Source organism: Enterococcus sp. AMC2644, from assembly GCF_058216475.1.
In genome coordinates this window covers 1,017,246-1,040,364 of record NZ_CM177095.1, presented here as the reverse complement: position 1 = coordinate 1,040,364, position 23,119 = coordinate 1,017,246, and the positions used below count along the sequence as shown (strand labels likewise).

General features: G+C 34.9%; 25 protein-coding genes and 1 other annotated feature. Of the genes, 19 read left to right on the top strand and 6 right to left on the bottom strand.

Features of this window, described 5'->3' with window-relative positions:
* The first annotated feature begins 26 nt into the window (after positions 1–26).
* The 5 genes from rpmI (at position 27) to AC4BC5_RS05005 (ending at position 4,305) form a co-directional block, all read left to right on the top strand.
* Entirely contained in the window at positions 27–227 is a 201-nt protein-coding gene (rpmI, locus tag AC4BC5_RS05025; RefSeq protein ID WP_016176000.1) for a 50S ribosomal protein L35, read from the top strand.
* 38 nt (positions 228–265) lie between these two features.
* Entirely contained in the window at positions 266–625 is a 360-nt protein-coding gene (gene rplT / locus AC4BC5_RS05020; protein ID WP_490497080.1) for a 50S ribosomal protein L20, read from the top strand.
* Positions 626–938: 313 nt separating this feature from the next.
* On the top strand, positions 939–1,703 hold the full coding sequence (locus AC4BC5_RS05015) for a DeoR/GlpR family DNA-binding transcription regulator (RefSeq protein WP_490497079.1): 765 nt from the start codon (positions 939–941) through the stop codon (positions 1,701–1,703).
* A gap of 124 nt (positions 1,704–1,827) precedes the next feature.
* The gene (locus AC4BC5_RS05010) at positions 1,828–3,213 is read left to right on the top strand and encodes a M24 family metallopeptidase (RefSeq protein ID WP_490497078.1); all 1,386 of its coding nucleotides are present in this window, start codon (positions 1,828–1,830) and stop codon (positions 3,211–3,213) included.
* 723 nt (positions 3,214–3,936) lie between these two features.
* Positions 3,937–4,305, top strand: a complete 369-nt coding sequence (locus AC4BC5_RS05005) for a hypothetical protein (RefSeq protein ID WP_490497077.1) — start codon at positions 3,937–3,939, stop codon at positions 4,303–4,305.
* A 276-nt stretch (positions 4,306–4,581) separates the two neighbouring features.
* Here AC4BC5_RS05005 and AC4BC5_RS05000 read toward each other — a convergent pair whose 3' ends face one another.
* The 5 genes from AC4BC5_RS05000 to AC4BC5_RS04980 form a co-directional block, all read right to left on the bottom strand.
* Complete coding sequence (locus tag AC4BC5_RS05000) at positions 4,582–5,025, bottom strand: threonine/serine exporter family protein (RefSeq protein WP_490497076.1); 444 nt, start codon at positions 5,023–5,025, stop codon at positions 4,582–4,584.
* Positions 5,022–5,795, bottom strand: a complete 774-nt coding sequence (locus tag AC4BC5_RS04995) for a threonine/serine exporter family protein (protein ID WP_490497075.1) — start codon at positions 5,793–5,795, stop codon at positions 5,022–5,024. The genes AC4BC5_RS05000 and AC4BC5_RS04995 overlap by 4 nt, the downstream gene beginning before the upstream one ends.
* A gap of 77 nt (positions 5,796–5,872) precedes the next feature.
* On the bottom strand, positions 5,873–6,928 hold the full coding sequence (locus AC4BC5_RS04990) for an FUSC family protein (RefSeq protein WP_490497074.1): 1,056 nt from the start codon (positions 6,926–6,928) through the stop codon (positions 5,873–5,875).
* 118 nt (positions 6,929–7,046) lie between these two features.
* Entirely contained in the window at positions 7,047–7,211 is a 165-nt protein-coding gene (locus tag AC4BC5_RS04985; RefSeq protein WP_490497073.1) for a hypothetical protein, read from the bottom strand.
* Positions 7,212–7,311: 100 nt separating this feature from the next.
* Positions 7,312–7,755: an acyl-CoA thioesterase gene (locus AC4BC5_RS04980; RefSeq protein WP_490497072.1), complete on the bottom strand. Its 444-nt coding sequence runs from the start codon at positions 7,753–7,755 to the stop codon at positions 7,312–7,314.
* 139 nt (positions 7,756–7,894) lie between these two features.
* Between AC4BC5_RS04980 and AC4BC5_RS04975 the strand changes: the two genes are divergently transcribed.
* The 14 genes from AC4BC5_RS04975 to AC4BC5_RS04910 all read left to right on the top strand — a co-directional run bounded on the left by AC4BC5_RS04975 (position 7,895) and on the right by AC4BC5_RS04910 (position 20,863).
* Entirely contained in the window at positions 7,895–8,140 is a 246-nt protein-coding gene (locus tag AC4BC5_RS04975; protein WP_490497071.1) for a hypothetical protein, read from the top strand.
* Positions 8,141–8,228: 88 nt separating this feature from the next.
* Positions 8,229–8,433: a binding site (T-box leader), on the top strand.
* Between the two features lie 80 nt (positions 8,434–8,513).
* Complete coding sequence (gene hisS, locus AC4BC5_RS04970; RefSeq protein WP_490497070.1) at positions 8,514–9,806, top strand: histidine--tRNA ligase; 1,293 nt, start codon at positions 8,514–8,516, stop codon at positions 9,804–9,806.
* 4 nt (positions 9,807–9,810) lie between these two features.
* Positions 9,811–11,583 (top strand): aspartate--tRNA ligase, encoded by a 1,773-nt coding sequence (aspS, locus tag AC4BC5_RS04965; RefSeq protein ID WP_490497069.1) that lies wholly within the window; start codon positions 9,811–9,813, stop codon positions 11,581–11,583.
* Positions 11,584–11,703: 120 nt separating this feature from the next.
* A complete protein-coding gene (locus AC4BC5_RS04960) occupies positions 11,704–12,579 on the top strand; it encodes a YitT family protein (protein ID WP_490497068.1) in 876 nt (291 codons plus the stop codon).
* 196 nt (positions 12,580–12,775) lie between these two features.
* Positions 12,776–14,617, top strand: coding sequence for an acyltransferase family protein (locus AC4BC5_RS04955; RefSeq protein WP_490497067.1), 1,842 nt, complete (start codon positions 12,776–12,778; stop codon positions 14,615–14,617).
* A 73-nt stretch (positions 14,618–14,690) separates the two neighbouring features.
* Positions 14,691–15,617 carry a competence type IV pilus ATPase ComGA gene (gene comGA / locus AC4BC5_RS04950; protein ID WP_490497502.1) on the top strand — a complete coding sequence of 309 codons (927 nt, stop codon included), beginning with the start codon at positions 14,691–14,693 and terminating at the stop codon, positions 15,615–15,617.
* The gene (gene comGB / locus AC4BC5_RS04945) at positions 15,607–16,611 is read left to right on the top strand and encodes a competence type IV pilus assembly protein ComGB (protein ID WP_490497066.1); all 1,005 of its coding nucleotides are present in this window, start codon (positions 15,607–15,609) and stop codon (positions 16,609–16,611) included. The genes comGA and comGB overlap by 11 nt, the downstream gene beginning before the upstream one ends.
* Positions 16,608–16,874 (top strand): competence type IV pilus major pilin ComGC, encoded by a 267-nt coding sequence (gene comGC / locus AC4BC5_RS04940; protein WP_490497065.1) that lies wholly within the window; start codon positions 16,608–16,610, stop codon positions 16,872–16,874. The genes comGB and comGC overlap by 4 nt, the downstream gene beginning before the upstream one ends.
* 4 nt (positions 16,875–16,878) lie before the next feature.
* Positions 16,879–17,319, top strand: a complete 441-nt coding sequence (gene comGD / locus AC4BC5_RS04935; RefSeq protein ID WP_490497064.1) for a competence type IV pilus minor pilin ComGD — start codon at positions 16,879–16,881, stop codon at positions 17,317–17,319.
* A gap of 16 nt (positions 17,320–17,335) precedes the next feature.
* Positions 17,336–17,602: a hypothetical protein gene (locus AC4BC5_RS04930; protein WP_490497063.1), complete on the top strand. Its 267-nt coding sequence runs from the start codon at positions 17,336–17,338 to the stop codon at positions 17,600–17,602.
* The gene (gene comGF, locus AC4BC5_RS04925) at positions 17,559–18,020 is read left to right on the top strand and encodes a competence type IV pilus minor pilin ComGF (protein ID WP_490497062.1); all 462 of its coding nucleotides are present in this window, start codon (positions 17,559–17,561) and stop codon (positions 18,018–18,020) included. Before AC4BC5_RS04930 ends, comGF begins: the two co-directional genes overlap by 44 nt.
* On the top strand, positions 18,001–18,420 hold the full coding sequence (gene comGG, locus AC4BC5_RS04920; protein WP_490497061.1) for a competence type IV pilus minor pilin ComGG: 420 nt from the start codon (positions 18,001–18,003) through the stop codon (positions 18,418–18,420). Before comGF ends, comGG begins: the two co-directional genes overlap by 20 nt.
* A 185-nt stretch (positions 18,421–18,605) precedes the next feature.
* Positions 18,606–19,616, top strand: a complete 1,011-nt coding sequence (locus tag AC4BC5_RS04915) for a class I SAM-dependent methyltransferase (RefSeq protein ID WP_490497060.1) — start codon at positions 18,606–18,608, stop codon at positions 19,614–19,616.
* Between the two features lie 62 nt (positions 19,617–19,678).
* Positions 19,679–20,863 carry an acetate/propionate family kinase gene (locus tag AC4BC5_RS04910; protein ID WP_490497059.1) on the top strand — a complete coding sequence of 395 codons (1,185 nt, stop codon included), beginning with the start codon at positions 19,679–19,681 and terminating at the stop codon, positions 20,861–20,863.
* Positions 20,864–20,943: 80 nt separating this feature from the next.
* Here AC4BC5_RS04910 and AC4BC5_RS04905 read toward each other — a convergent pair whose 3' ends face one another.
* On the bottom strand, positions 20,944–23,073 hold the full coding sequence (locus AC4BC5_RS04905; RefSeq protein WP_490497058.1) for a HelD family protein: 2,130 nt from the start codon (positions 23,071–23,073) through the stop codon (positions 20,944–20,946).
* Between the last annotated feature and the right edge of the window lie 46 nt (positions 23,074–23,119).

The window sequence follows — 23,119 nt, the reverse complement described above, 5'->3', positions numbered from 1 at the left end:
GAAAGATTTTGAGGAGGAAATTAGTTATGCCAAAACAAAAAACTCACCGCGGATTAGCAAAACGTGTTAAACGTACTGGCGGAGGTGGATTAAAACGCGCTCGTGCTTTTACTAGCCATAGATTCCACGGAAAAACTAAAAAACAACGTCGTCAATTACGTAAAGCACGTATGGTATCAAGTGGCGATTTCAAACGTATCCGTCAACAATTAGCAAGAATGAAATAAACCAATTACTAGATTTGATATATTAGGAGGAATTAAACATGGCACGTGTTAAAGGTGGAACAGTAGCTCGTAAACGTCGTAAAAAAGTGCTTAAATTAGCAAAAGGATATTACGGTTCAAAACATACTTTATTTAAAACAGCTCAAGAACAAGTAATGAAATCATATAGTTATGCATACCGCGATCGTCGTCAGAAAAAACGCGACTTCCGCAAATTATGGATTGCACGTATCAACGCTGCAGCTCGTATGAATGGCTTAAGCTATTCTAAATTAATGCACGGTTTGAAAGTTGCTGAAATCGACATCAACCGCAAAATGTTAGCTGATTTAGCTGTAAACGATGCAGCAGCATTTACTGCATTAGCTGACCAAGCTAAATCTGCATTAGCTAAATAAGAACTCTTTCCCCACTATTTTAATAGTGGGGATTTTTTTTATATGTACATAAAAAAGAGTGCTAGTAATTTCTACCAACATTAAAAATATATAGAGTCACCAACTTGGAAAGATCCATGTTATTTTTATTGGGACAAAGTTAGTTATAGCAAGGGGATAAGTTGGTTTTTGATTTTTCAAGTTTTAGTTATTATGAAATTGTTCTCTTTAAAATGTATTACTTCTATCTTTTGTTTGTACTTACTAGAATCAAACTAAAATAAATAGTATGATTAATCTAGAATAGGTGCTTACTATGGAGGAGATTGTTAAGTTGAATCAAAAGCAAAGACAAGAATATATATTAGAGATTTTAAAAGTTAAAGGTAGCATTACAACTGTTGAATTAGTAGAAGAATTAGGTGTGTCCAAAATGACAATTGGGAGAGATCTTAAAGAATTGGAGTCAAAAGGTGTAGCTGAACTTTTTCATGGGGGGGCTATGTATAAATGGGCTAATATTCTAGAAAATCCAATTTTTATTAAACAAGACCTCTTTGTTAAAGAAAAGCAAAGAATTGCTAAATTAGCTGTAAAAAATATAGCAGATGGAAGTGCTATATTTTTGGAAACTGGTACAACAGTCTTTTATGTTGCTTTAGAGCTACTGAACAAGAAAAATTGTACTTTTTATACCAATTCTTTATCTGTAGCAAATCATTTTGCAAAAATTGAAAATTTGGATATCCATATTATACCTGGAAAGTATCGCTCTATGTCGGATGGTTTTTTAGGAATTTCAACGTTGGAATATCTTAAGGAACTGTATTTTGATTATTGTTTTATTGGTATAGAAGGCATTTCTCAAAATGGCCGAATGAGTGTTCATTCGGAAGAAGATGCGATGGTAAAGCGAAGTGTAGTTGCGCATTCTAAGCAAACAATTTTAGTTTTCGACCGAAGTAAAGTAGGTAAAAAATTACTTTATGAAGTAGGTGTTATTGGAGATGTAGATAAGATAGTTACTGATTATTCTGAGATACATGCTTTTTTTGATAAAGAAATAGAAGTGCAACCAGAAATTTTAGCAGTAAAATAAATAAAAGCCGTGATTTTTACTATTTTAGATAAAAATCACGGCTTTTTTGTTAAAATAAGTTACTTTGATGTTACTTTATGTTAATATGTTTGTGTAAATATAATAGAAAAAGGAGAATAGTAAGATGAATGTAAATTTAGCGAAGGTAGAATTACCAGAAGTATCCCAAACAATTATACCCGTGGATTTAACGAAACAAACGATGGAAGAACGAAAGAGTAAGCTACTTGCTCAAATGAAAAAAAGGAAGTTGGATACAGTTATTATCTATGCTGATAGAGAGCATGGTGCTAATTTCGAATATTTTACAGGTTTTATTCCAAGATTCGAGGAAGCTTTATTGGTTATCCATAGAGATGGAAAAGCTTTTCTTTTATTAGGAAATGAAAATACTAAAATGGTGAATTATTCAAGAATCAAAGCAGAGTTAATCCACGTTCCTTATTTTTCTTTACCCAATCAACCCATGGAAAATAAGGAAACTTTAGAGAGTTTACTCAGAAAAACAAACATCCGAGAAAGCAGTCAAGTTGCACTTATAGGTTGGAAACATTTCACCTCGAAATTTGAAAAAAATCAGTATCTTTTTGATGTTCCATTTTTTATTGTAGATTCTTTAAAGAAAATAATAAAAGATGAAGAATGTTTAATTAACGGAAGCGATATCCTTATTTCAGCTGATCAAGGAATACGAACGGTGAACAATGCTAACGAGATTGCTCATTATGAGTACGGAGCAACCCTTGCAGGAATGGGAATGTTGCAGACGCTTAATCAGGTAGCTGTTGGGAAAACAGAGATATCTTTGGCTAATCATCTGAGTATGGACGGTCAACCTAATACTATTACAACTATTTGTGCTAGCGGTGAGAGATTTACTGATGCAATTATCTACCCAAGAAATAAGAAGCTAGAACTAGGAGATGGATTTTCTGCATCTGTAGGTTATAAAGGTGGGTTGTCGAGTCGATCAGCATATGTAGCAAAAAATAAAGAAGATTTGCCTTCTTCCAAACAACTTTTCGAAGAATCTTTGGCGAAACCATACTATCGAGCAGTAGTAACATGGTTAGAAAGTATCCAAATTGGAGTGGAGGCTTCGGAGATTTTTAATCGTATAGAAAATGTTTTACCTAAAGAAACATATCACTGGGAGCTTAACCCAGGTCATTTTACTTCAGATGAAGAATGGTTGTCTTCACCGTTTTATCCTAAGTCTACTGCAAAAATTAAAAGTGGTCAGATGTTTCAAATTGATATAATTCCTAAAATTGAAGGACTTGGAGGAGTTGGTTGCGAGGATGGTATTGCAATCGCTGATCAAAAATTACGTACAGAAATTGCTAAAGAGTATCCTGAAGTATGGGAACGAATTAGCAGACGTAGAGCATATTTGAAAAACACATTACAGATTTCTATCTCTGAGGACATTCTACCATTAAATGATATTGTTGCTTATTACAGACCTTATTTACTAGATTACGAAATGGCTTTCCGAATTGAAAAGTAGAGGAAAACTTTTCTGATATGAATTGTTTTGTGTATTCAGATTTAAATTTGTAAACTATTCTTTGGCAAACAATCATTCTTTTGAAGAAACTGCATAAAAATTTTATAGTCCTATTGTTTTCAATAGGAAATGATTCTTCTAAAAAATTGAATGTTTGAGAACCCCATACTAGTTTTCAAAATCAGATTCAGAAGGTTGAGTTTTCTCTTTTAGGTCTCAGCCTTCTTTTTTCGGTTCTATAATATTTAGTGTTGATGGAAAACTTTCTGGTTTTCTCTCAACACTTTTTTACTAGTCAAAAAATAGCAAAAAGATTATTTTTGAGAAATTAAGCTCTACCCCCACGTTCTGTCGAAAATGCGACTGTAAAAATGTAGGATAAATCGTTAAAGATGGCCCACATCTCACTCGTTCACAATTCCTCTTCTTCGTGGTAGAAAAATAGTGCAACACTTGAAACGTTCTCGTTTTATATGCAGAGATTGTGGTCTACCTTCACTGTAACTCCATGCGTGAACGTCAACAATAAACATATTGATGTTTTTTTTCTGTGGTACAATAGCGATAATAAGAGGTTACACATACAAAGAATAATAGGAGGCTGGGCTTTATTGCCGATTAATATGGCAAAGATCGTGTCAAAAAAAGTTGCTTACGATATCGAATATGTTTGAAATGCTTGTCCGACGGAAGAATCTTGTTGGGAAAATAAGGAGGAAAACAATGAAAAATATTAAAAAGTTTGTTGCAGAAAAATATCAAAATCAGGCAGAATATGTACCTGTTGCTGAAAACATTTATCAATTTGGCAATGAATACGTAACAAGTTTTTCATTTGAACCTGAACTTGGAGAAGAGAAAGTAGGCAGTTTATATGGGCCTTATGTAATTGAAGATTTATTGGATACCTATAGCTTATATGTATCAGATTTTTATGATGAATTAAATAAAGAAAATGAACAAGAATGTTACTTTGAAGTGGCTGGGAATCTTGAAGAAGTAAAACAATCCTGCGAAATTATTGGTAAACATGTGTACCATCAAACAATTGAAGAGGCCGGGGAAGAATACATTGTCTTGACTATTGAATAAAGAAGTCGCTGAATTTGTATTTTGATTGTTAAAATGAACCCAAATTTGATGTTGTTTTCAAGTGTTTTTGGAGGAAGGTTCAATTATGATGAGACCTTAAGCTGTAGGTAACAAGTAGAAATTTTTCATGGATTGTTGATAAATTTGCATAACTTAGTAACTTGTTTGGGTGTAAGAAAAAGCATCCTATCCATTATATATGTACGGACCTCCAAAATGTTAGCTTTTTTTATCTAGCTTTTGGAGGCACTACAATAATGATTCGGATGCTGTTGATTATTTTTGCCGACGACGATACATATAGAAAAAAGTTGGGGGCAACTCATATCCCAAAGTAATTCCTAAAGCAATGGCGATAGATACTTTAATTACTTTGACAAAGGTATTCGCTGCATCTAATGAGTCACCTAAGAAAAAATCATAAGCAAATTGATAGATTCCTAAACCAGGTACGAGACAAAAAATCCCACAAATTAAAAAGATGGTTACTGGCGCGCGTAATCCGTAAGAGACTTCACGAGATAAATAGATTAAAACAGCAGCAGCCACAAAAGTTGCAATAACTGTTGATTGCCAAAGATGATTGGTCAGTAGATAAATGCCCCAGCCAATACTACCGATGATGCCGCAATAAAGATAGTATTTTTTTGGTGCATCAAAAAAGATAGCAAAGGCAATCGTTCCAAGAAAACTAGCAAGTAGTTGAATAAAAATAGTCATAAGGAAACTCCTTGTAACTGATTGATAACGAGTAAACCTAAGCCGACACCAATGGAAACAGAGAGAGCAGTAATTAAAGCGTATAAAATTTGGGTCCAACCTGTTTGATAGTCTTCATCAAAAAGTGCCCGAATACCATTCGCAATAGCGACTCCAGGTAAAAGCGAGACAATACCGCCTGTAATCAGACTCATTAAATTTAGACTAGGGAAAAGCACGGTCATGGAAGCTGCACAAAGACTAACGATAAAGCTACTTGTTACATAAATAATAATTTGCGATAGTTTCAATTTTGGGGCAATAAATAAATTATAACAAGCTAAAAGCATACCTAAGAAAAAAGCCCCTAATGAATCAATTAGTGTACCACCAAAAATATAACAAAAACTTGCGCTACCTAACATGTAAGCAATAAATTTTAAAGGAAGACGACTAAAGGTTTCTTGTTGAATGTTATGCAGTTGCTCTCGAGCTTCCGCAGGGCCTATTTTTCCTTCTGTAATATGACGTGATAAGGTGTTAATGGCATCAATTCGTCCTAATGAAATCGGTGAAATTGGGGTATCGCGCACTCTCGCTTGAAAGGTTTTGTCATTAAGGTTTGCTGTTAGAAAAATACCATGGATCGATACATAACTATCAAAATCTTCTAAACCAAAGGCCTGCGCTACATGTGTAATAGTTGTTTCCACGCGTTTTACTTCAGCACCATTTTTTAACAGTGTTTCACCAATATCATAGATTAGATCAAATCGTTCTTGTTGATTCAATTAGAATCATTCCCCTCATAAGTTCTCAGGTTATTCTATCATTTGCTATAAAAAATAAAAAGCAGAGGATTAATCTGCTAGTCATTTTCTTTGTCTAAGTTTTCATGGAGATGAAATGCTTTATTATAAAATTCCAAACCAACTGTCATAACCCACGCAGCCAACAAACCTAATAAACTTCCTAAAACAATTCCAATAAATCGATCTTGCAATAATGAAGTAACATATTGATGTTTAATTAATCCAGCCAACATTAAAGACATGGGAGTAATAAAAAAGTTTGCTAAGGCATAATTTGAACGAATCGAACATTCAACAATCATATATAAGGCAGTAATAATTAATAGGGTTTGAATGATTGAGAGTGGCAAACTTAATAATAATGCTGCAATCCCTAGCCCAATTGTTGTACCAAAGATACGTTGGATATTTCGGTGTAACATGGCTCGTAGATTATCACCTTGTAAAATCGCAGCTGTTGAAACAACAAACCAATAAGGATTAGTTAATTGCAAGCCTTGGCTAAGATAAACTGCAAAAAATAACACGCCAGAATAAAAAATACCGTCTAAAATAACCGCAGGATCATTTGCTAACCGTTGAGATAAGGGAATTTTTGATACAGGTTCAGCAGATGTTTTTTCAGTAGCATGCACCAATACAGCAACAAGTAATGACAGTCCAATCCCCATAAGAAAATATAGCGAAGCAGAAGGCAAGATTGCTAAGGGAAGCTTTGTGCTGGAACCCATTGCCGCTACCATTACCCCAAAAAAAGCACCTGGTTTAGTAATGTTATACAGACGAAAGAAAACACGACCGATAAAGGCAATAAGCCCTACCATAAGAGGGGACAACCAATCCATATGTGTGGCTAAGACTCCTAGTAGATAACTGATGAAAATATAACTTCCAACAGCACTCAAGCGGATTAATAAATGCTTTAGCGGTAAATGCTGATAATAAAGAAACACAAAAATCCCAAATGAGCCAAAACTGGCAATTGCCATATTATTTAAAAAATAACCTGAAAATAATATAACAAACATACACACTCCGGAACCAATTAATTGCATGGGATTAATTTTAGACTTATTTAAATGAAAAACTTCTTTTAATAATGATTTGCTCATCTACTCACTCCTTATAGGATAAGGATAACATGACAAATATAAACAGTGAATGTAACACGCTTGTGATAGATTTTTTATGTAAAGAAAAAAGCCTGAGTAACTTTTCAACAAAAAAGACTCAGACTTGGTTTTTTTCTAATTTTTTCACACGGCCGCCGATTTTATCTGCGAATGCTTCAGATTGTTTTTTGTCTTTGAAAATCAACAATTTATCTGGGGATTTTTCTCTTGTACGTTGTCCGTCTTTAGAGATGTAACCGTGAAACACTTTGATTGCGTACATTAAACCACTCCTCTCTACCATTAATTATACGAAGGAGGAGATAAAAATCAAAGAGAACGCGTTCGTTTTAATAAAATTCCAATAATTGTTAAGAAAATCACTATTTTTCATGAATTTTCTTTTGTAATTGGGCGTATTCTGCGAATATTTTATGAAATTCTGGGACAGTTTTTTTAAGCTGTACTAACCGTTGTGTTTCCTTGGTTAAAAAACAGTGTTTGCTAGTTCCGGTAGTTAGTAAATGATTGTTAGTATTGCGAATTTCATAACAAAAATCAAGACGTGTTCCAGTGTACTTTTCAACAAAAACATCGATGCGTACAGTATCTCCGTAACGGATCATTTCCTTATACTGACAGCTTACTTCTAATACTGGGACAATAATTCCTGCTTCTTCAATTTTTTGATAAGGCAAATTTAAAAAACTTAAAATATCAACGCGAGCTTCTTCAAACCAACGAATATAATTGGAATGATGAATAATACTCATCTGGTCAGTTTCATAGTAGTGTGGTTGACGAATGTATCCTGAATATAAGGTCAAACAAAACCCCTTCTTTCTATTAATTTCTATTTATTAGTTTACGGTTAGAAATAGTGGGATGCAAGAATCTTTTTTTGAATAAAGTTAATTGAGAATCATTCTCATCGGGTGTATACTCAATGAAAAAGGAGAGAGACAGATGCGCTGGTTAGTGAAACAACGAATGGCAATGTATCGTTACGTAATAATTTTATATGTCGTAGCCTTAAACATCTTATTTTATACTTCAGGAAACAAATGGATGATAGGTGTAGCAACAATAGCAAATATCTTGGCAGTTTTAGCCATTATTGGTTTTTCATTTCAAGAAAAGATACGTAAAATTGAACGAGAAGAGAGACGGCAACAACGAAAAGAAAGACGAGAAAAAAACAAGCAGGTATAGAAATAGAATCGTGCGAGTTTTCTGAAAATGTTGTTTCTAAAATCTTGACTTTTCACTAGCTTTCCTGTACCGTATAGCTAATATCGGAAAAAAGCCAGTGAAAGAACGAGTATGCAGCAATTGAGACTTTAAAGAGAGAACTACCAAGGCTGAAAGTAGTTTAAGACATGCGGCAGAAAGACAGTCTGGAGGCGAGTGTGTGCAAAGCCACTCCGCGAGCGAGCGTTATTCGCATAGAGGAAAGCATTAGACTTTCAAATTTAGGTGGTACCGCGAAATAATTCGCCCTTGTGTAAAAACAAGGGCGATTTTTTATTTTTTGCACCCCAATAGTCTGTTAAGGTTAGTTTTCATTATTTAGGGAGGAAGAGAAATGAGTTATCAACGTCCAAAAGGCACGAATGATATTTTGCCAGGAGAATCCGAAAAATGGCAATTTGTTGAAGAGACAGCGCGTTTATTATTTAAAGATTATCAATATAACGAAATTCGTACACCGATGTTTGAACATTATGAAGTAATTGCCCGTAGTGTGGGAGATACGACAGATATCGTTTCAAAAGAAATGTATGATTTTTATGATAAAGGGGATCGTCATGTGACCCTACGTCCAGAAGGAACTGCGCCAATTGTTCGTTCTTACGTAGAAAATAAATTATTTGGTCCAGAACATGCTAAACCATACAAAGTGTATTACACAGGACCCATGTTCCGTTATGAACGTCCGCAAAAAGGTCGTTTACGTCAATTCCACCAAATTGGAGTGGAAGCATTTGGTTCTGAAAATCCAGCGACTGATGTTGAGACAATGGTTATGGCAATGGAATTTTTCAAACAATTGGGAATTGAAGAAATTCGTTTAGTAATCAATTCGCTTGGAGATAAAGAAACACGCCAAAATTATCGTCAAGCATTGATTGATTACTTAGAACCACATGAAGCTGAATTAAGCGAAGATTCAAAACGTCGACTACATGAAAATCCATTACGTGTCTTAGATAGTAAAGACAAGCGCGATAAACAATTTGTAGCGGCTGCGCCATCTATTTTAGACTATTTAAGCGAAACTGCTAAAAAGCATTTTGAAGAAGTTGTTAAAATGTTGGATGCGTTAGAAATACCTTATGAAATTGATACTAATATGGTTCGTGGATTAGATTATTACACACATACCATTTTTGAAATCATGAGCGATGCTAAAGGAATGGGTTCACAGTCAACCATTTGTGCAGGTGGTCGTTACAATCAACTTGTTGAAGATCTTGGTGGACCAGAAACTCCGGGATTTGGTTTCGCGATGGGAATCGAACGAATTTTACTTGTATTAGAAGCAGAGGGAGTGGTTCTTCCAGCCTTTAATAAAGTGGATGCCTATGTCGTGAACCTAGGAGAAGCAACAAATATTGAAGCACTGAAAGTTGTTCAGGCTATCCGTAATGCAGGTTTTTCTGCTGATCGCGATTTTATGAATAGAAAAGCCAAAGCGCAATTTAAAACTGCTGATAAAGAAGATGCAACCTTGGTCTTCACACTAGGCGAAGATGAACTAGCAGCTGGAATGATTAATGTTAAAGCAATGGCGACACGTGAAGAAAAACGTGTACCGTTAACGGAAATCTATGAATCGTTCACAACAATTTATGATGAAATGACTAAAGGGGAGTAAACAAATGGCAAAACGTACAGTTTATTGTGGCCGCGTGTCAAAAGAACAATTAGGCCAAAAAGTAACATTAAAAGGTTGGGTACAAAAACGTCGCGATTTAGGAGGCGTTATCTTTATCGATTTACGCGACCGTGAAGGCATCGTCCAAGTTGTATTTAATCCAGAATTATCAAAAGAAGCTTGGGAAATAGCAGACACTTGTCGTAGCGAATATGTAATTGAGGTGACTGGTGAAGTGATTGCTCGTGCTCCAGAAGCAGTGAACCCTAAAATGGTGACTGGTGAGTATGAGGTAATGATTGATGAAATCACTATTTTAAGCAAATCAAAAACACCACCATTTCCAATTGAAGAAGATGCAAATGTAGGCGATGAAGTTCGTATGAAATATCGCTATCTAGATTTACGTCGTCCAAATATGACAAAAAATTTAATTACACGAACAAAAATTACACAATCTATTCGTCGTTTCTTAGATGATAATGATTTCTTAGACATTGAAACACCGTATCTGGCAAAATCAACACCAGAAGGAGCGCGTGACTATTTGGTCCCATCCCGTGTCCATCCAGGGCATTTTTATGCATTACCGCAATCACCACAAATTTTTAAACAATTATTGATGAATGCTGGATTTGATCGTTACTATCAAATCGTTCGTTGTTTCCGTGATGAAGATTTACGTGGGGACCGTCAACCAGAATTTACTCAAGTTGATATTGAAACATCTTTCTTAACGGTTGATGAAATTCAAGAATATACAGAGCAAATGATTGCGAAAGTTATGAAGGAAGTTAAAGGCATGGATGTTACTTTACCATTTCCTCGTATGAGTTGGGATGAAGCGATGAATCGCTATGGTAGTGACAAGCCAGATACTCGTTTTGACATGGAATTAATTGATTTATCAGAAACAGTGAAAGACATTGATTTCAAAGTTTTCCAAATGGCATTGCAAAATGGTGGGGTTGTTAAAGCGTTAAATGCTAAAGGCGCTGCTGCAAAATATTCTCGTAAGGATATGGATAACTTAGGTCAATATGCAAGCCAATTTGGTGCGAAAGGTTTAGCTTGGCTGAAAGTCGAAGAAGATGGTTTGAAAGGGCCAATCGCTAAATTCTTAGTAGAAGCAACAGATGCAATTATTGCAGCAACAAATGCTGAGGTTGGCGACTTATTAATGTTTGGTGCAGATAGTTTTGATATCGTTTCAGCGACTTTAGGAGCAATTCGTACACGTTTAGGAAAAGAATTGGCATTAATTGATGAGTCAGCGTTCAATTTCCTATGGGTAGTTGATTGGCCACAATTTGAATATGATGCTGAGGCTGGTCGTTACGTTTCTGCCCACCACCCATTTACTTTACCTAAAGCAGGTGATGTGGAATTATTGGCAACTGATCCGGCAAAAGTCTATGCTGAAGCTTATGATATTGTTTTAAATGGTTATGAATTAGGTGGCGGATCACTACGGATTCATACACGTGATCTCCAAGAACAAATGTTTGAAACGTTAGGTTTTTCTCGTCGTGAAATGCAAGAACAATTTGGCTTCCTACTAGATGCTTTAGACTACGGTTTCCCTCCACATGGTGGAATTGCTTTAGGTTTAGACCGATTAGCAATGTTATTAGCTGGTGAAGAGAATATCCGTGAAGTCATTGCCTTCCCTAAAAACGGAAAAGCAGTTGACCCAATGTCTGCAGCGCCAAGTACCGTATCACCATTACAGTTGTTTGAATTGAATATTGATGTTACTTCTGTAGAAGAAGAGTAATCTCATAAAACCCAAAAAAAGTTTAATGAAATAACTTTTTTTGGGTTTTTAATTTCTTTTTAGACTAAAACTGCCTATAATAGTAATGAAACGTATCTAAATATAAAGTGAGGAACCATCATGAGCCGCCTATTTAAATTTCTACCGCATCCAGACTATGCGATGAAATTTTCTTTTTCTATTGTATATGCTATTTTAGCTTCTGTAGCAGTTAATATTTTTTATGAGTCAGGAAAAATTTATTCAAGTGGATTGACCGGTATTGCCCAAATATTATCGACCTTATCTGAAGCCTGGTTTGATATTCATTTGCCTGTTTCATTAGCATTGTTATTGTTAAATGTTCCTCTATTTTTAATCGGCTGGTTTAAAATAGGTCATAAATTTACTATTTTTACTGGTATTACTGTCGTATTGACATCACTTTTTATGCAAATTATGCCCACTGAGGTGTTAACAACTGATCCAATTATTTGTGCAATTTTTGGTGGAGCAGTTATGGGTGCTGGGATTGGTTATGCATTAAAAAATGGTTTGTCTTCAGGTGGTTTAGATTTTATAAGTATTGCAATACGCAAAAAAACTGGAAAGACTATCGGTTCAATTTCGATTATTTTTAATTTCTTTATTTTGCTGGCAGCTGGAATGTTATTTGGTTGGCAATATGCGTTGTACAGTGCTTTGGCCATCTTCGTAAGTGGTAAAGTAACCGATGCAGTCTATACGAAACAAAAGAAAATGCAAGTGACGATTATTACACAGCATCCAGATCAAGTCATCCATTCGATTCAAGATAGTTTACGTCGTGGGATTACGATTATTCACGAAGCAGAAGGGGCTTTTCGTCATGATAAACAAACCGTTTTATTAACTGTCGTCACTCGCTTTGAATTACCCATCTTACGTCAAGCAATGCGTGAAGCGGATGAAAAAGCTTTTGTGAGTATTGCTGACAATGTACAAATTCTTGGACGCTTTTATGAAGAAGAATTATAGAAACGGATAACAGTATTTGATGAGTGATCAGATGCTGTTTTTGTATTAAATGATTGTGTGAATTTGAGATTGTTAGAATTTTTGAACAAGAGAAATAAAATGAAAAAAATTTCTTTTTTTTATGTTTTCTCTGGTGATTTTTTGTCATTTCTATGGCATGATGAAAGGTAGAGAAATGAATAGAGAAGGTAAACACATGGAGAAAAAACGAATCAAAAAGAGTCGCTATATCACTGGATTTGACGGCATTCGAAGTTTAGCTGTAATCAGTGTTATATTTTATCATCTAGTCCCTACAAGTATGCAAGGAGGGTATTTAGGTGTACCAGTATTTTTTGTTATTTCAGGTTATTTGATTACGGATCTGTTGCGTCAAGAATGGCAACAAAATGGTAAAATTAAAATTAAAGATTTTTATATCCGGCGAATCAAACGATTGTATCCGGCGATGCTTGTCCTTTTAATTACTTCTTCTGCATACATTACGTTATTTCAGAGGAATTTATTAAATAATTTAAGGGGCGTTGTGACTAGCAGTTTACTCTATGTGAATAACTGGTGGCAAATTAAGCATGGGATGTCTTACTTTGATCGATTTGGTGGGGAGTCGCCTTTTACCCATTTATGGTCGTTAGCGTTAGAAGGACAGCATTATTTAGTTTGGCCCATTGTTTTTGTCTTGTTGGTAAAATTTGTGAAACGTAAAAACAAAATATTTATGATCCTTTCTGTGGGAACAGTACTATCTGCAATATTAATGGGTATTTTATATACACCAGGAGTGGATCCAACTCGAGTATATTATGGAACAGATACGCGTATTTTTTCTGTTTGGGTAGGAAGTGCTTTGGCATTTATTTGGCCTAGTATGCAATTAAAAAGTAAAATTCCTTCGCAAGCCAAACGTGTGTTAAATGCTGCAGGGATCTTCTCATTAATCATTTTAGTTCTTTCGTTTATTTATTTAGGGGCACAACAGACCTTTGTATATTACGGTGGTATGTATTTAATCAGTCTTGTTGCAGCAGTTTTAGTAGCTGTTACGGCACATCCTGGAGCGAGTTTGAACCGATTGTTAACGAATCGCTTTTTTACTTATCTTGGTAAAAGAAGCTATGGAATCTATCTATATCAATTTCCTGTCATGATTTTTTATGAAGCGAAAATAAAAAATATTGCTAATCATAGTTGGATGCATGTTGTCATTGAATTATTCTTAATTCTATTTATCAGTGAATTATCCTACCAATTGGTTGAAAAACCGATGCGTTACTTTAATTTCCGTAAATTAAGGATTAAAGTGAAAGAATGGTTAGCTTTACCATGGAAAAATGCTAGAAAAATTACAGGCATTGTTTGTGCTTTAGTTACCGTTATTGCACTTGTCGGAATTACAACTGCACCAAGTAATCAAGTAGATGCTGCGCAAGAAAAATTCCAAGAAGACATTGCTAAAAACAAAGAGGCTGCTGATAAAACAAAAGATCAGCAAAACAAAGTCGAACTAGGCGAAGATGCTGAAGAAATTATGGCAACTTATGGTTTAACCAAAGAACAATTAGAAAAAGCCTACAATACAGAAGTGACGGCTTTTGGTGATTCGGTGATGCTAGGAGCAACCATTGATTTACAACAAGTCTTTCCGCAAGCAATTGTTGATGCTGATGTTGGTCGCCAGTTATATCAAGCAGCTGAACTATTAAAAAGCTTACGTGAACAAGACTTATTAAAAGACAAAGTTATATTAGCTTTAGGAACAAATGGAACAGCTACAGAAGCACAATTTGACGGTATTATGGAAACGATTGGTGATCGTCAGGTATACCTTGTGAATGTGCATGTACCAACACAACGTTGGCAAAATGAAGTCAATGATTTATTTAATCGGATGGCTGAAAAATACGATAATATCACTTTGATTGATTGGTACAGTGAAAGTGTGAATCATGAAGAATGGTTCCGAGAAGATTCGGTCCATCCAGACGAAAACGGGTTAACTGCCTATGTCTCTTTAATCGCCAAAGCAATCTTAAACTAAAATAAAAAACTCCCTTAGACGAAAAAGTTTAAGGGAGTTTTTTCGTATGTTAGAAATGAAAGGAGGCGATGGAGTGGATATTCAGAAATTGTCTGATGAATTGATTGGATACGGAATCAAGCATCAGATGCAAGATCTATATATTTATTCGATAGGAGAGATGGGCCAATTACGGTTCAGGCAAAGCATGACTACTGAGTTGTATCGACAATTACCCTTGGCAACTATCCAACAATTGATTGCTCGTTTTAAGTATTTAGGTGAAATGGATGTTGGTGAGCGACGTAAAGCACAGCTTGGGGCAATCACGTATCTTCTACCAGAAACTAAGCAACGTTTACGTTTATCCTCTGTTGGTGATTATCGCGGACAAGAGAGCATGGTCATTCGTTTTTTGCATACGGTGCAACAAAAAATACGCTATTTTTATCCAGAAGATCTATCTATCATTCAAGAATATGTTCAGCGGAAAGTCGGCTTGTATTTATTTAGTGGACCCACAGGCTCGGGAAAAACAACGATGATGTATGAATTGGCTAAACAAAGTACAGGGCAAGTGATTACGATTGAAGATCCTGTTGAAATTGAAGAGGAAGCTTTCTTACAACTACAGACTAATGAAAAAATTGGACAAACGTATGATCAGTTAATTAAATTAGCTTTGCGTCACCGGCCAGATTTATTAATAATCGGTGAAATTCGTGATCGTGTAACGGCCTTGGCAGCTATTCGAGCAGCATTAACGGGTCATACTGTTTTAGCGACTGTTCATGCCAAAGGTCTACACGAAACGAAAAGTCGCTTAATAGATTTAGTAGGAACAGATACAGAATTAAAACATTGCTTAAATGGGGTGTTCTATCAACAGTTATTCCTCAATGCGACAAATGAAACGCAAGCATTGCTAGGGTATGAGTTCTTTTTTGATAAACAACTCAAAGAAAGCTTTCAAACACGGTACAGACAATTACAACTACAGGGGGAAATCTGTGAAAAATGAAATTTTCCGTAAGCAGTTTTTAGAACTACTTGTTGCTTTGTTGGACAATGGTTTTTCACTGCAAGAAAGTTTACTTGTGATGAAACGTAGTGGGCAATTCCCCGAAGAAAAACTAAATCAATTTATATCTGGACTGATACAGGGAGATTCTTGTGCACGCTGTTTTCTAAAGATAGGATTTTCTAAACAGCAGACAATCCAGATCCAATTAGCAGAAACCCATGGCGAGTTAAATCAGACATTAAATTTGATGCTACAGCATATAAAATTATTTGAAAAACAACAAAAAGAATTACGTAAAGTGGCGACATATCCGGTTTTATTAGTAACATTTATTGTGTCTCTATTAGTAGGAATGCGCTTGTTTTTATTACCATCATTGCTTCAGTCAGGCATCATTGATACGAATCATTTAGGGATAATCTTTTTAAAAGATAGTCCTATTATTTTATTAGGATTTGTACTCTTGCTTGGTATTTTAGGGATAGTGATTAATATGTACTTTAAACGTCATAGTATTTTAGAGAAAGCTTGCTTTCTTGCGAAGTTGCCTTTTTTTGGGACATTATATATTTTTTATCAGACTAGCTATTTTGCTTTAGAATGGGGACGGTTATTTAGACAAGGGATGGAAGCACATCAAATTTTGGATTATATGATGAAAATGGAACAAGAAACGTTATTGACTGCTGTTGCTAAAGAAGTGCACAAAGGATTAATTATTGGACAAAGTTTAGCGACACAATTAGAAGACTATTCTTTTTTAACAAAGGAATTTCCTTTGATTATTTATCAAGGAGAGGTGAAAGGGAAATTAGGAGAAGAATTATTTGTTTACAGTCAACTATTGTTAAATAAATTTATTGTACAAATTGAAAAATATATTCAATGGATTCAGCCAGTAGTTTTTTTATTTGTGGCGATTTTGATTTTAGCGATTTATATGGCAATGTTTTTACCAATTTATGGAAATATAGGAGGTATGATGACATGAAAAAGCAATTGTATGAAGCTTTTACTTTAATCGAAATGATGATTGTTTTACTTATAATAAGCATTTTAGTGATGTTATTTATTCCTAATCTGATGCAAGGTAGAGAGACAGTTAAGAAGCAAGGTGATTCAGCTGTTGTCAAATCAGTCGAAACTCAAATAGATTTATTTGAACTAGAAAATAACCGAAAAATGACTGAAGAAGATATGAACCAAGAAATTCCAGCCGAACAGTTAAAGATTTATCGAGCGGCTCAACCCTAAGAATATGAGAAAATATACAGGCTTTACTTTAATAGAATCCTTATTGGTTTTGCTGATTGTTTCGATATTTGTTTTTCTCCCTACGCTAATGATTAAAGAAACGACTAAGACGTTAGAGACACTTTATTTTTTTGATCGTTTAGAAAAAAGTATCCTAACAAGTCAGCAAGTAGCGATTATTTCAAAGAAAAATACAGATATACTCCAACCAGATAGTACACAATTAGCATTTCAATTAACGACTGGCGATTGGTTAGAAACGTTAACTGTACCAGATACATTAGTGGCTAGTAAATTAAGTAAAAAAATTTCATTTGCAGGAGGATCGGGAAATGTGGGACAGCAACGGCAAATCCAATTCGTATGGCAAGCAAAAAAGCAAAAAGTTGTATATGTTTTCTTGTTTGGCAAAGGGCACTACAACAAAGTTATTACTACGCTTTAGAGAAGGTTTCATCTTATTGGAGTCATTAGTGGCAATTAGTATTTTGACTATTGGTATTTTATATTATCAAGGTTGTCAGCTTCAATTAGTGAAAAAAAGTCAACAAGCATATCAAGATTTAGCGATGTTACGTACACTATATGAAGAAATCGCACAATATCGTCAAATGACAGTCACGACACCGTATATCGTGCAGCAAAACAATCAGACAATTACGATTACAACTCAAGCAGCAACTATTGAATCAACTAATCATTCGTGGCGTGTTGTTCGTGAAGTATAAAGGATTTACATTATTGGAATGTCTGATTGCTCTTTTGGTCTTTAGTCTTTGTCTATTAGTGGTTCCACAAATAATTATTCAAAGCAAACAGATGAACGATTTAGTCTTTGGTCGTCATGAACAAGAATGGCACGTGTTTTTACTACAATTTGAACAGAAATTATCAGAAGGAAACTTTGTAAGAGTTCAAGGAAGCAAATTGTTTTTTAATAAACCAAGAACGGTTGAAAATAAATTCTATGAATGTCGCATTGAATACAATGCTAAAAATCAAGAAATTGTTATTCGTGATGACGGTGGCTATGAGCCTATTTTAACGTCAGTCGAAACCGTAAATTTTATACAACATCCCTATAGTGTGACTTTTGAAATCACTTTTAATAATGGAGAAAAACGAGATGGTAAATGGACGTTTTAAGCATCAAGGAGGCATTTTAATTACAGCAATTTTTACCATTGGTTTGCTAAGTGCAATGCTGGTGTTTCTGATTGGCAATTATCGAAATGCGTTGGAGTTTTCGACACGGACTCGGCGCTATTATGAAATGCGAATCATGACAGAGCTATTTCTGCAAGAGTATGATCAGGCATCTGTAGAAGAAAAAATGGAGGGGGAAATTTATTACAATACGGGTAAAATTAGTTATTCAGTACAAAAAAATTATCTAGTGGTAACGGCTTATGCAGGTAAATATCACCAAACGTATCAAGAAAATTTGAAAGAAAACAATACAGAAAGCACTGACAATAATACAGAATTGCAAGGAGAAGAAGCGCAAAAAAGGAGTAAAGAAATAACAGATGAAAGTCTGAAATAGTACAGATAAAGGAGAGGAAGTTCCGTGAAAGCCTTTCCTTTATCATTTGGGATTGTTTGTAAAAACACAAATACATAAGGAAATAAAGGATTACAAGCGGAAGCTGTTGATTATTTAACCTAAATCGGATAAAATTAAACAGGTATAATAGTTGTTATAGTTTAGAGCTTGAAATGAGGTGCACCATGTTTCCAGAAAAAATTGAAGAAAGCTTCCACTTGCATCTTGAAGCCATTCAATTGTTGCAAACTGCATTGAAGTCCTCATATTTGGATGCCTATGTAGAACATGTGGAAAATATCGTTGATCAATACCAAGTGCGTGTGATTGATGGCGTTCCAGATGCAGAAACGACTGAAAAAGTAAATGAAATCTATCGTAAACTAAAAGCAATTTCGTTAGAACAAGAAGAAATTCGTAAGCTTTCTCAGCTGTTACTACTTAAAGGGGCGCAAACAGAACCCTTACAGCCAAACCATCAATTAACACCTGATAGTATTGGCTTTTTATTTGTTTTCTTAATTGAACAATTAGCAAAAAAAGATCAACCATTAACCGTGTTAGATTTATCTGTTGGAATGGGAAATTTATTATTAACCATTATCAGTAACTTAAAATTGGCCAAGTATCAAGCTTCAGGCGTTGGTGTCGATAATGATGAGACCTTGTTAGGTATTGCGGCAGCAAATAGTCAATGGTTGAATGCTGATACGCAATTATTCCATCAAGATGGGTTACAAAGCCTTTTAGTAGATCCGGCTGATGTTGCTGTCGGTGATTTGCCAGTTGGTTACTATCCAATTGACGAAAAAGCGCAAGAGTTTGCTACTGCTTCAGAAAGTGGTCACACGTTTGCTCATCATTTATTGATGGAACAAAGTATGAATTACGTTAAAGAAGGCGGATTTGGTTTGTTTTTAGTGCCATCTAATTTCTTGGAAACTGAGCAAAGTGATTCTTTGAAACAATGGTTAGGTAGCAAAGTCTATCTGCAAGGAATTATTCAACTGCCTGATGAATTATTTAAAAATGAAGGGTCTCGTAAAAGTATTCTGATTTTACAACGTAAAGGTTCTGATAGCAAACAAGTACCAGAAGTCTTGTTGGCAAAATTAACTTCTTTAAAAGAACCAAAATATGTAACAGCGTTCTTTCAAGAGTTTATTACCTGGAAAAAAAGCAACGATTTGAATTAGTGTATGAGCCTTGAAAAGTATTTTCGAGGATTTAAAATAATAAGAATGAGGGAGAATATAAGATGTCTAAAACAATTGCAATTAATGCAGGAAGTTCAAGCTTAAAATGGCAATTATATCAAATGCCAGAAGAAACAGTAGTAGCGAAAGGAATTGTTGAACGTATTGGTTTGAATGATTCTATCTTTACAATTAAATACGGAGAAGATCAAAAATTCGAACAAGTTATTGATATTCCTGATCATGAAGTAGCTGTAAAAATGTTATTGGATCAACTAATTGAATTAAATATCTTAGCAACTTACGATGAAATTACAGGTGTAGGTCACCGTGTGGTTCAAGGTGGTAGCTATTTCGATAAATCAGTTATCGTTGATGAAGAAGTTATGGAAAAAATTGAAAAATTAGCTGACTTCGCTCCGCTACACAATCCAGCAAATTTAATGGGGATTAAAGCGTTCAAAAATCTACTACCAGATATCGTTAGTGTTGCAGTATTTGATACAGCATTTCATTCAACAATGCCAAAAGCAAATTATTTATACAGTTTGCCAAAAGAGTTTTATGAAGAATATGGTGTACGTAAGTATGGTGCACATGGAACAAGTCATCAATATGTTGCGAATCGTGCAGCTGAAATGCTAGGTCGTCCAATTGAAGAATTAAAAATTATTACTTGCCACTTAGGAAATGGTGCATCAATCACTGCTGTAGATGGCGGGAAATCAGTAGATACATCAATGGGCTTTACACCTTTAGCTGGAGTAACAATGGGTACTCGTTCTGGTGATTTAGACCCAGCTGTTTTGCCATTCTTAATGGACAAGTTAAATATTGACATTAAAGAAATGTTGAATATTTTAAATAAAAAGTCTGGTTTACAAGGTTTAACTGGAATTTCTAGTGATATGCGTGACTTAGAAGCGAATTTAGATAAAGAAGAAGTTCAAGTAGCTTTAGACATCTTTGCTGATCGTATCCGCAAATATATTGGTTCTTATGTAACTGTAATGAACGGTGTAGATGCCATTGTCTTTACTGCTGGTATTGGGGAAAATGATGCAAACGCTCGTGCTAATATTATTAATGGTATGACTTGGTTTGGTTGTGAATTAGATCCTGAGAAAAATGCTACTCGTGGAAAAGAATTAGAAATTTCAACACCAGAATCAAAAGTAAAAGTATTATTGATTCCAACAGATGAAGAACTAGTTATCGCTCGCGATGTTGAAGCATTGCGTGGCTAAAACTTAATACAATAAAAAGAACCAATTAATGAGGCGCTGGAAATTAGAGCCCGCATTAATTGGTTTTTTTTTATGCTTTTTTATTTCAAGAAATATGTTAGTTGATGAGTATACAGTAAAGTGACTGTCTGCATCGCTCGAGAAAGAGCTGTATATAAAATACGTCTATCTTGTTTTGTATGATACGTTTCAGCAGATACATCGTAAAGTACAACATGATCAAATTCTAAACCTTTAGCCAAACTAATTGGTAAAACGGTGATATCAATTTCAGATAAAGTTAATTTTTCTTTTAATTGAGTGGCTTGTTGTGACGTTTTAGTTAATAGCGTGAGGGCAGTTGTTTGATTTTCTTGAGCAATCTTTGTTAGTAAGCTATTCAAATCAGAAATTGTATCAATAGCTAGATATTGTGTTGCTTTTCCTAAAGGACGAACCGGAATAATGGTGATTTCTTGGGTAGTTAGTTGATTGAATAACTGAGTGATTGCACCCGTTGAACGGTAACTATAAAGTAAAGGATAAGTTACAACTGACTGCCGATGAGCAAATTGTTGGGCGATTTCGTCAAAAGAACTAGTTGAATTGAAAATAGCTTGATTTTCATCACCCACCATAGTAAAACGTGCTTTAGGAAAAAGTTCATTTAATAGAACGAACTGTGCTGGTGTATAATCTTGTACTTCATCAATAAAAACATATTGCATTTGGCTTGTTTCAATTTTTTCAAGAAACCAATGCTTCATTAAAACTAGTCCAACCGCTTCATCTACATTGATGCTAGGAGAGAAGTCTATTTTTGTTTTAGTATATGCTTGTACTAAAGATTGAAACATTGCCAGGGTATCAATCCAGTGCATTTTTTCGATTTGTTTTCGGACACGGTGGTATTTTTTTCTTAATAAAATTTGTGCATAGTGAAAAAGTTGATGTTCGGAATCATCGATAATCAGTTCCCCAAAATAGTGCAATTGTTGCGCTTCTGATAAAGCGAGTAACTGATCTTGAATTCGAACTGATTTTGCTTGGTGTAATAAATGACGTTCCCAATCACTAAGCAAACGTTTTTTGGTTGCTTGAATTCGCTCTTGGATAGTTGCTTGTGCAGGTGTAGATTGATAGATATGTTTGATTTTTTCACGGCTAATCAGAATGTATTTTTTGTAATCAATGTCTTTGAAAAAGTCTTCGGGTGAGTAGTTTGCTTTTTTTAGAAAAGTTAAAAAAGCAATACTGCGCAAATGCGATGTTTGTTCATCGACTGTCCTATGACTAATGCGTTCAAAATAGCTTGTTTCATCTTCAAGTGGTAATGTGAGAAATTGTTGTAAAAATTGTGTAATTGTTAAATTAAGTGGTGTACGTTCACCTAATGAAGGCAATACATTCGAAATATAATCAATAAAGCGATGGTTAGGGGATAAAATCAAACAGTTATCAGCAGTCATTTGTTTACGGAAGGAATATAACAAATAAGCAATACGCTGCATAATTGTCGAGGTTTTACCGCTACCAGCGACACCGTTGACTAAGACAATAGCATGTTGGGTGTCACGAATGATTTTATTTTGTTCAGTTTGAATTGTGGCAGTGATGTCTTGCATTTGGTGAGTAGCATCTTGTTTAAGTGCTTCGAGTAAAATATCGTCTTGAATCGCAACAGATGTATCAAAATATTGGAGTAAGTGTTTTTTTTCAATCAAAAACTGACGACGATCAAGAATAGTGACGGGGATTTGTTGCTGGTTAGCTTCATAATAAGAAAGCCCCAGCATATTGTTGTAATACGTTTCGGCAATGGGTGAACGCCAATCAAAAATCAAGGTTTCACCGGCTTCATTAGTAAAATTATAGCGACCAAAATAAAATGTATCCGGTACTTTTTCATCTGAAAAAGTCAGCTTTATTTTACCAAAATAAGGGCTTTTCAATAGCTGTTGAACTTGCTGTAACGTGCGCTCGCTCGATTGAATTCGGATATTCATTTGATCGATTTCACGATTTTTCATCTCGAGCATTGAGAAAGTATCCAAGTTATCAAGGACACTATCAAAATTGAGACTGATATCTCTGCCCATTTCTCGTAAAGAAGTTAAACCATCTTCTTTGGCTGTTTGAACAAGCTTTTGAAGGGCTTGTTCTGTTTGCAGTAGTTGTTGATAGACTTGTGACAAATAATTTTTTTCTTTTTGAAATTCAGTGTTGACCATACACATTCTCCTTTTGTCAAAAAGTTAACAGAACAAGAATTATAGG